This window comes from Nioella sp. (assembly GCF_964229645.1).
In the GTDB taxonomy this organism is placed as follows: Bacteria; Pseudomonadota; Alphaproteobacteria; order Rhodobacterales; family Rhodobacteraceae; genus Nioella.
Genome location: NZ_CAXREX010000057.1, coordinates 1 through 5,130 on the forward strand (window position 1 = coordinate 1; position 5,130 = coordinate 5,130).

Sequence of the window (5,130 nt, forward strand, 5' to 3'; positions counted from 1 at the left end):
GGCGTTCCGTGCGGGCGCGTTGGCCCGGACGTTGACGCCGAACACCGGGGAACCCGAGGCTTCGGCCAGGCCGACATCGGATTCGGTGATCGCACCAACGCCGGCGTGCAGCACGCGGACGCGGACTTCGGCGTTGCCGATTTTTTCCATAGCCTGAACAATCGCCTCGGCAGAACCCTGCACGTCGGCTTTGACCAGGCTGGGCATCTCGGTGACGTTTTCGTCTTCCTTGGCCTTTTGCATCAGCTGCTCAAGGGTCGTTGCTGCACCTGCAGCGGCACGTTTGTCCTTGGCGGCCTTTTCGCGGTATTCCGCGATCTCGCGGGCCTGGGCTTCGGTTTCGGTCACGTTCAGGACGTCACCGGCCTCGGGCGTGCCGTTCAGGCCAAGCACCTCGACCGGAACCGAGGGGCCGGCTTCTTTCACGCGCTCGCCCTTGTCGTTCACAAGCGCACGGACCTTACCGTACTGCTCGCCCACGACGAAGACGTCGCCCTGACGCAGCGTGCCGGACTGGACCAGAACTGTGGCCACGGGGCCGCGGCCGACGTCCAGCTGCGCCTCGATCACGGCACCCTGGGCGGCGCGATCGGGGTTGGCTTTCAGTTCCAGGATCTCGGCCTGAAGCGCGATGGCATCCAGCAGTTCGTCCAGACCCTGCCCGGTGTGGGCCGAGACCTCGACGTCCTGCACTTCACCGGACATCTGTTCCACGATCACTTCGTGCTGCAGAAGCTCGGTGCGGACCTTGTTGGCGTCAGCGGCCGGTTTGTCGACCTTGTTGATCGCCACGATCATCGGAACACCGGCGGCCTTGGCGTGATTGATCGCCTCGATCGTCTGCGGCATGACCGAATCGTCCGCGGCAACCACCAGGACCACGATGTCCGTCACCTGCGCGCCACGGGCCCGCATCGAGGTGAAGGCCGCGTGGCCGGGCGTGTCGAGGAAGGTCAGCGTCTGCCCGCCATCGGTGACAACCTGGTAGGCGCCGATGTGCTGGGTGATGCCGCCGGCTTCGCCCGCGACGACCTTTGCGTTCCGGATCGCATCCAGAAGCGAGGTCTTGCCGTGGTCGACGTGGCCCATGATCGTGATGACCGGGGCGCGCGGCTTGAGGTCTTCTTCCTTGTCTTCGACTTCCTTGATGACGTCTTCGACGTCGGAATCCGAGACGCGGATCATGTTGTGGCCGAATTCCTCGATGATGAGTTCGGCGGTGTCGGCGTCGATCGTCTGGATCTGCGTGACCATCATGACCATCTGCATGAGCGCCTTGACCACATCACCAACGCGTTCGGCCATACGGTTGGCCAGTTCGCCGACCATGATCGCCTCGGGGACCTGAACGTCACGCACGACCTTTTCGCGCTGGACGGGGCCGCCCATGGCTTTCTGGCGTGCACGTTCCTGTTTCCGCTTCATCGCGGCCATGGACTTCTGACGGCCGCCTTCGCCACCGGTCAGCGCCTGGTTCAGTGTCAGCTTGCCGGAACGGCGGCCATCGTCGCGGCCCTTGCCGCGGCCACCGCGATCGTCACGGTCGTTGTTGCGGTTGTCGTTGCGACCGGGACGGTCGGCAGCACCGCCGCCACCACCACCGGCACCGCCACGCGGGGCCTGTTTGGGCGCACGGGCGTTGTCCTCCTGCGGGGCAGGGGCCGCAGCCTGGGCGGCCGCGCGCTTGGCGGCTTCCTCGGCTTCGCGCTTCTGACGCTCTTCTTCTTCGGCTTTCGCCTTCAGAGCCTCTTCGCGTTCCTTTTCCTCGCGGGCCTTCTGTTCGGCCTCTTCACGACGGCGTTCGCGCTCTTCCTCGCGGGCCTTTTCCTCTGCGGCGCGGGCTGCGGCTTCTTCCGAAGCGCGGGCCTGGGCGGCCTGAACGGCCTTCAGGCGACGTTCCATTTCCGCGTCGGTGATCCCGGCGGGACGTTTCGAGGGGTCGCCGATGGATCCGCCGGATGCGGATTTGCCCGAGGCACCGGGCTTGGGCACCACAACGCGTTTGCGTTTGGTTTCCACCACGACGTTCTTGGTCCGGCCGTGGCTGAAGCTTTGCTTCACATTCCCCGCACGGGGACCGCCGCCACGAACACCCAAAGTCTTTTTGCCGTCGTTGTCACTCATGTGGTTCTTTAATCCTTTCGGGCGGGGCCCTCCCCGCCGCCATCAGGCACGCAAGCCTCTTAGCCTTGCGGCCTCCTCTACAACTCTTTTGCTCAGACCGCCAGTTCCTAAGGCGGCGTGTATGACAGTTTCACGTCCAAAGGCCAACCCCAGCTCATTCGAGGTGAGCCAGCCGATGAAACTGCCCTCATATGGCGTGGACAATTTGTTCTTGCCCCGCTCGGATCCGTCGCTCGCCTGGATCAGCACGTCGGCATAATCCTTGGAAAGCCAATCCTTCACCTTCTCGTATCCGGCGACTGCATCGCCGGACTTCCGCGCCATCGCCAGAAGGCTGGTGACGCGGTTCACCAATGCGGTTTCGACCAGCCCGGTCAGATCTTCGGGCAGGGTGACGGGCTGCTTGGCCGCGCGGGCGAAAAGTTTCCTCGCCACCGCGGTGTCCAGCGCCGTCCGGTCGGACGAAACCCAGATCCCACGACCCGGAAGCTTTTCCATGAGGTCGGGGACAATCATGTTGTCGGGCCCGACGACGAAACGGATCATCCCATGCTTGGGCTGTGCCTCGCCGGTGGCGATGCATTTCCGTTCCGGCCCGTCGGACCTGTCTTTCGCTTGGCCGCCTCGCGACATTTGCGGCGTCTCCCGTTCGGGTCAGGTTCAGGCGTCTGCCTGAACCTCCACTTCTTCAGATGCTTCTTCGGCTTCGAGTTCGGCCGGATCGACCCAACCCAGCATGACACGAGCGTTCATGACCATGTTCTGGGCTTCTTCCAGCGACACTTCGAAGGGTTCGAGAATACCGTCGTCCTTGGTGCGCTCGCCGTCGACCGTGGTCCAGCCACCGGCAAGTTCCCAGTCGGCGCAGGTCGCGAAGTCTTCCAGCGTCTTGATGTCGTCCTCGGCCAGGGCCTGGATCATCTGGGGTGTCAGGCCTTCGAATTCAATAAGGCTGTCCTCGGCACCCAGTTCACGGGCCCGGTCCAGGGCCGCCTTGGCCTGGGCTTCCAGCACGTCGCGGGCACGGGCCTGCAACTCGCCGGCGGTGTCTTCGTCGACACCGTCGATGACCAGCAGTTCGTCCAGTTCGACATAGGCGACTTCTTCCAGGTTGGTGAAGCCTTCCGAGACCAGCAGCTGGGCGAAGAATTCGTCAACGTCGAGGGCATCCATGAAGAGCTTCGTGCGCTCTTCGAATTCCTTCTGACGGCGGGCCGATTCTTCTTCCTCGGTCATGATGTCGATGTCGAGGTTGGTCAGCTGCGACGCCAGGCGCACGTTCTGACCGCGGCGACCGATGGCAAGCGACAGCTGCTCTTCGGGGACGACGACCTCGATCCGCTCGGCTTCTTCGTCCAGAACCACCTTGGTGACTTCTGCGGGCTGCAGCGCGTTCACCAGGAAGGTCGGCTGGTCTTCGTTCCAGGGGATGATGTCGATCTTTTCGCCCTGCAGTTCGTTCACGACGGCCTGCACGCGGCTGCCGCGCATACCCACACAGGCGCCGACCGGGTCGATCGAGCCGTCATAGGAGATCACGGCGATCTTGGCGCGCGACCCAGGATCCCGGGCGACGGCCTTGATTTCGATGATGCCGTCGTAGATCTCGGGCACTTCCATCTTGAACAGCTCGGCCATGAACTGCGGATCGGTGCGCGACAGGAAGATCTGCGGGCCACGCTGTTCGCGGCGCACGTCCTTGACGTAGCAGCGGATGCGGTCGTTCGGGCGATAGCTTTCGCGGCCGATCTTTTCGTTGCGGCGCAGGATGCCTTCGCCGGCACCCACGTCGACGATGACGTTGCCGTATTCTTCACGCTTGACGACACCGTTGATGATCGTGCCGGCGCGGTCCTTGAATTCCTCGTACTGGCGATCGCGTTCCGCTTCGCGGACCTTCTGCAGGATGACCTGCTTGGCCGATTGCGCGGCGATCCGGCCCATGTCGACGGGGGGAACCTCTTCGACGAAGGTGTCACCGACCTGCGGATCGGCCATGTACTGCTTGGCCTGCTGGACGGTCATCTCGGCCTGGTAGTTCTCAAGCTCTTCGTCCTCGACCACGGTGCGGACGCGGGTAAAGGTCGCGCGGCCGGTCTTGCGGTCGATCTTGACGCGGATGTCCATCTCCGCGCCGTAGCGGGACTTGGCCGCCCGGGCGAGGGATTCTTCCATCGCTTCGACGACCAGACCGGGGTCGAGCATCTTCTCGCGCGCGACCGCCTCGGCGGTCTGGAGCAGTTCAAGCTGGTTGGCAGAGGTAATCGCCATGGTATCAGTCCTCCTGGGAACCTGTCTCTGTCTCGATCTCGTCAAACTGGCTTTCATCAAGGTCGCCCGAGGCCTTCCGGGCCCGCAGCATTTCCTTGATGAGATCGTCGGTGAGGACCAGCTTGGCATCTGCCAGCCAGTCGAAATGAAGTCCTACGGTGCCTTCTTCGATATTGATCAGCACCTCGTCGCCCTCGACACCCGCAAGCACACCCTTGAAGCGTTTGCGCCCGTCGATCAGTTCGGCCGTCTCCACCTTGGCTTCATAGCCTTCATAGGTGTCGAAATCCTTCAGCCGGGTCAGCGGACGGTCGATGCCGGGCGAGGAGACTTCCAGCGTGTAGGGATCCGTCACCGGATCCTCGACGTCCAGCACGGCGCTGACGGCGTTGGAAATATCGGCGCATTCATCGACCTCGATGCCGCCCTCGGGGCGTTCGGCCATGATCTGCAGGGTCTTGGTCTGTCCGCCCATCAGGCGCAGCCGGACGAGTTCAAAGCCCATGTCCTCGACGATGGGCATCACGATCTCGGCCAGGCGGCGGTCGATGGCGGTCTTGGCGATAAGGTCCATGGGGGACATGATCTCCGGGTACAAAAAAACGGGCGCGCGGCCCGTCGATGCATCCGGTGGAGCGTCTGACCGTTGGCCCGACACGCCGCTGTTGAAGGCGATATAGGCCCGTCCGGGGCGAATCGCAAGGGGATTGTGCGGCTTCCTGCCGGGTGTCTGGC

4 protein-coding genes are annotated in these 5,130 nt (G+C 63.5%); all 4 read right to left on the minus strand.

Annotated features, from left to right (window positions below; genetic code table 11):
• A partial coding sequence (infB, locus tag ACEQXV_RS03720) for a translation initiation factor IF-2 (protein ID WP_370267974.1) occupies positions 1-2,124 on the minus strand: 2,124 nt, incomplete at its 3' end.
• 42 nt (positions 2,125-2,166) lie between these two features.
• The gene (locus ACEQXV_RS03725; RefSeq protein WP_370267979.1) at positions 2,167-2,757 is read right to left on the minus strand and encodes an RNA-binding protein; all 591 of its coding nucleotides are present in this window, start codon (positions 2,755-2,757) and stop codon (positions 2,167-2,169) included.
• 27 nt (positions 2,758-2,784) lie between these two features.
• Positions 2,785-4,395 (minus strand): transcription termination factor NusA, encoded by a 1,611-nt coding sequence (nusA, locus tag ACEQXV_RS03730; RefSeq protein WP_370267981.1) that lies wholly within the window; start codon positions 4,393-4,395, stop codon positions 2,785-2,787.
• 4 nt (positions 4,396-4,399) lie between these two features.
• Complete coding sequence (gene rimP, locus ACEQXV_RS03735; RefSeq protein ID WP_093451180.1) at positions 4,400-4,969, minus strand: ribosome maturation factor RimP; 570 nt, start codon at positions 4,967-4,969, stop codon at positions 4,400-4,402.
• Positions 4,970-5,130 lie beyond the last annotated feature (161 nt).